This is a genomic window from Saccharomonospora iraqiensis subsp. paurometabolica YIM 90007, from assembly GCF_000231035.2.
Lineage (GTDB): Bacteria > Actinomycetota > Actinomycetes > Mycobacteriales > Pseudonocardiaceae > Saccharomonospora > Saccharomonospora paurometabolica.
Genome location: NZ_KI912185.1, coordinates 58584 through 62231, shown reverse-complemented (window position 1 = coordinate 62231; position 3648 = coordinate 58584). Strand labels below are relative to the sequence as shown.

Sequence of the window (3648 nt, the reverse complement as noted above, 5' to 3'; positions counted from 1 at the left end):
CGCGCGCCGCGCAGGGCGTCCCGGCCGCCGGGCAGTTCGGGCAGCCCGTACGGCCAGCTGCCCGCGTGCTCCCCGCCGTACCAGCGCTGCCAGTCGGCCGGGTCGTTCAACCGGTGGTCGGCGCCCAGGTCGACGACGAGTGTGTCGTCGCCGAGCTGGGCGGCCAGTTCGGCGGAGTGCCCGTGCGGGAGCGCGAGGAACACCACGTCGTGCCCGGCGAGGGACTCGGCCGTGGTCTCGCGCACGGTGCGGTCGGCCAACGGCGTCAAATGGGGCTGATGCCGTCCCAGCGGGGTACCCGCGCTGGAGGCGGCCGTGAGCGCGCCGATCTCGATGTCCGGATGGTCGAGCAGGAGCCGCAGCAGCTCGCCACCCGCGTAGCCGGTCGCCCCGGCCACCGCTGCCTTCACCGTCATACGTATGAGTATGCATCACGGCGCAAGGTCAATCTTCGCCGGGGTGGAGGCCGCGGGGCTCCGCGTTCGGCGGACATCCGTACCCCGGCAGCCCGTAGGCACGGCCGACCGTGGCCTCGATGTCCGCGCAGTCGACGCCGCCCTCGGCGGCCACGGTGAACCCCAACTCCAGCAGCAGGAACCCGAGAGCACGCAGCGGCACGAGGGCATCCACGCGCCCGGCGTCCTTGTGGCGGTACAGCACCTCGGTCTCGCAGTCGACCGCCCGGCACAGCCGCAGCCGCGTCGCCGGAAGGTCGCAGTCCGGCGCGGGCCGCATCGCCCGCACCGCCGCCGCGTCGTCGCCGTCGTCCCCGCTGCCACCGAGCGGTGCGGCCTCCGGGTAACACGCCGCGACCAGCAGAGCGGCGGCACGTCCCGCGTCGCCGCGCTCCGTCAGCTCCCGCTCGATCGCCGCCACCTGATCGCAGGTGGGCGGCACGAACCTGCCGCGCCCGTCCCGCTCGGTGGCTCCGTCCCGTTCCCGGACCCCGGTCCGACCCGTCCCGTTCACGCCCCGGCCCCGCTCTCGCTCGTGATCGCCGCCGGGGTCACCTCGGCGGGGTAGGCCTCCATCCGGCGGCCGAGCGCCGACACGGACGCCCCCGTCGACCGCACGGCCCGAGCGTCCTCCGGCGCGGCCTCGACGAGGTGCGCCAGCGCGCCGACGACCTCGGACACCTCGCGGCACAGCCGCGTCGCCCGGGTCGACTCCTCCCCGTGCCCGGTCGCGCCCCACACCACCGGGCGCACCATCGCGAGCACACCACGACCCCGGTCGTGCAGATCCTCGTACCGCCCCTGGCTGCGCTCGCACATCTCGGCGAGCACGTCGTCGAGCGCCACCCACTGCCGCCACGTCAGTGCCGCGTGCTCCTCGGTCGCGGTGCCGGTCAACTCCGCATGCCGGTCGCTGAACGCGCGGGCGAGTTCGGACAGGGCCTGGCCGAGGGCCGCCAGCCCCTCGGCGGGTGGGTGGTCGTCGTCGAACTCGCACAGCAGCCGTACCACCGCGTCCCCGAGGTGCCGGTTCACCCGGGCAGCGTGGGCGAGCAGTTCCCGATCCCGTGACATCATGCGTCCTCCCTTTATCGACTGGATTCGTTTGAGTGGGCTTCGCAGATCCGGCCCGTTGCACGAGTGCAGGCAGCCAGGAGAAGGCCCTTTCCATCCCAGAATCACCCGGTCGATCCAGATTCGGGAGGGCAGAACTCGGGGGCGGTCGCGCAGGGCGGATCAACGGGGCACAATGCCGATGCGTGTCTCACTGTGTCCGGCCTCCGGGGGTGACTGAATGGAGCCGAACAACCAACTTCGGTCCGCACGGGAAGCGACTCCGTCACCACGTGTTCCCGGTACAGCCATGTCCCGCTCGGAGTTGGCCGAAGCGGCGAACGCCTGGCTGACGGAACATACCGATCGACCCGGCATTCTGGACGAGCATTACGTGGGACGGCTGGAACGTGGCAAGATCCGCTGGCCCAACTCCGCCTACCGGGCCGCGTTCGCCGCCGTACTGAACCGGCCACAAGGTCGGCTTGGTTTTCGGCCGTCCGCGGCCAACCGGCGCGCGTTGCACACGTCGACCGAGGTCCCACGGACACGGGAGACAACCACGAGGCCGAGGAGAACTCCCGCCGACACCGTGCGGAGCCCTGAGATCACGGCGATCCGCGCGGTCTCCACCGCCTTCCAGGCCGCCGATCGCGAGATCGGCGGAGGAGTGATGTACGGGCAGGTGGTCCGGTACCTGCATTCGGAGATCACCCCCCGACTGATCACCATCGATCCCGCGGTGGATCGTGCCTTCCTCGCCGCAGCCGCATCCATGACCGAGGTCGCGGGTTGGATGGCCCACGATGCCGGAGACGACGCCGTCGCACGGCACCATTTCTCCGACGCCTACGCCCTGGCCGTGCAAGCACCCGGCTCCCCCTTGGCGGCGAACATCTGCGCCTCGATGGCACATCTCGCCGGCGAACTCGGGTATGCGTACAGCACGCTCCGCATTGCCTCCAAAGGGCTACGGAGCACAGCCGCCGTCAGCGGTCCGTCCCACCTCACCGCACGGCTTCAGGCGATGCGGGCCAAGGCGTTCGCCCTGCTCGGGCATACTCGGGAGAGTCACGCAGCACTCGACCGGGCCGAGCAGGCCCTTTCCATCGCCGCATCCCGGGAGACCGAATGGGTCGCCGACTTCGATGAGGCTTCGCTCGCCGCGGAGACGGCTCACTGCCTACAACACCTCGGCGACCTCTCCGGTGCGAAGTCAGCCGCCGAAACCGTTCTGGAGATCCGTGGGCCACAACGAGTCCGCTCGCGGGCATTCGCTCGATTGAACCTGGCACATGCGCTGGCCGACACGGGCAAAGTCGAGGAGGCGGCACTGATCGGCACGGAGGTATGCCGGATGTCTCGGTCGCTGACGTCAGCGCGCATTCGGCGGCGCCTGACTGTGCTCGCCACGGCGCTGAGCGCGGACACCGAGGTTCCGGAGGTGTCGTTGTTCCGCGAGGAAGTGGCGGGCATGGGATCATGCCCCAAACACGGGGGCGACACATGGCCGGTGTGACGGAACCCGATTGGGATCACCTGGCGGACGGGAACGCCCGCCAGGCACGGAAACGTGTCGCAGTCGACGTACTGATCCGTGACGACCAAGACCGGGTCCTCCTCGTCAACCCGACCTACAAGGACTTCTGGGATCTTCCCGGTGGCATGGCGGAGGCCAATGAGCCACCGCGCGCCGCCGCGGAACGGGAACTGTGGGAGGAGCTGCGACTGTCGGTCCCGCTCGGCCGAATGCTGGCCCTCGACTGGGTCGGCCCCCACGGACCGTGGGACGACCAGCTCATTCTCGTCTTCGACGGCGGCGTACTCGAAGCCACACGAACCACCCGGCTCACCCCGGCGGACCCCGAGATAGCGGAACTCACCTTCGCCGACCGAACCGACATCACCAGGTTGCTCCGGGACGACATGGCACGCCGGACAGAACGTGCCAGAGCCGCACTCGCCGACGGCACGACCGCCTACGCCGAACGACCCTGACATCCCGGCGAATCGTCCTCGCGGCCGGCGATCTCCGACCTCGTCCCGCTACCCCGGTGGGCGGCGCTCAGCCACCTCGGCCGACCGCCGCCCACCGACGTGCGTCAGCCGCGCAGGACCGCGCCCAGGCGCTCGCGGGCCG

General features: G+C 70.7%; 4 protein-coding genes and 1 pseudogene. 2 read left to right on the top strand and 3 right to left on the bottom strand.

The genetic code is table 11. From position 1 onward, the window contains the following. The 3 genes and pseudogenes from SACPADRAFT_RS0200360 to SACPADRAFT_RS24460 all read right to left on the bottom strand — a co-directional run. Window positions 1-416 (bottom strand): annotated as a pseudogene (locus SACPADRAFT_RS0200360) (N-acetyl-gamma-glutamyl-phosphate reductase); the annotation flags it as partial. A 28-nt stretch (window positions 417-444) separates the two neighbouring features. Continuing rightward, entirely contained in the window at window positions 445-969 is a 525-nt protein-coding gene (locus tag SACPADRAFT_RS33650) for a hypothetical protein (protein ID WP_007026914.1), read from the bottom strand. After that, window positions 966-1532 carry a hypothetical protein gene (locus SACPADRAFT_RS24460; protein WP_007026913.1) on the bottom strand — a complete coding sequence of 189 codons (567 nt, stop codon included), beginning with the start codon at window positions 1530-1532 and terminating at the stop codon, window positions 966-968. The genes SACPADRAFT_RS33650 and SACPADRAFT_RS24460 overlap by 4 nt, the downstream gene beginning before the upstream one ends. Window positions 1533-1818: 286 nt before the next feature. Here SACPADRAFT_RS24460 and SACPADRAFT_RS24455 point away from each other — a divergent pair, with 286 nt between their 5' ends. Together SACPADRAFT_RS24455 and SACPADRAFT_RS0200340 are read left to right on the top strand one after the other, a co-directional pair. Continuing rightward, window positions 1819-3027, top strand: coding sequence for a tetratricopeptide repeat protein (locus tag SACPADRAFT_RS24455; RefSeq protein ID WP_007026912.1), 1209 nt, complete (start codon window positions 1819-1821; stop codon window positions 3025-3027). Continuing rightward, the gene (locus SACPADRAFT_RS0200340) at window positions 3015-3506 is read left to right on the top strand and encodes an NUDIX domain-containing protein (protein ID WP_007026911.1); all 492 of its coding nucleotides are present in this window, start codon (window positions 3015-3017) and stop codon (window positions 3504-3506) included. Before SACPADRAFT_RS24455 ends, SACPADRAFT_RS0200340 begins: the two co-directional genes overlap by 13 nt. Window positions 3507-3648: the final 142 nt, after the last annotated feature.

Excerpts from the sequence above, each read along its gene's own strand:
- SACPADRAFT_RS24460 (WP_007026913.1), bottom strand. The coding sequence starts at position 1,532 with ATGATGTCACGGGATCGGGAACTGCTCGCCCACGCTGCCCGGGTGAAC.
- SACPADRAFT_RS24455 (WP_007026912.1), top strand. The coding sequence starts at position 1,819 with ATGTCCCGCTCGGAGTTGGCCGAAGCGGCGAACGCCTGGCTGACGGAA.
- SACPADRAFT_RS0200340 (WP_007026911.1), top strand. The coding sequence starts at position 3,015 with ATGGCCGGTGTGACGGAACCCGATTGGGATCACCTGGCGGACGGGAAC.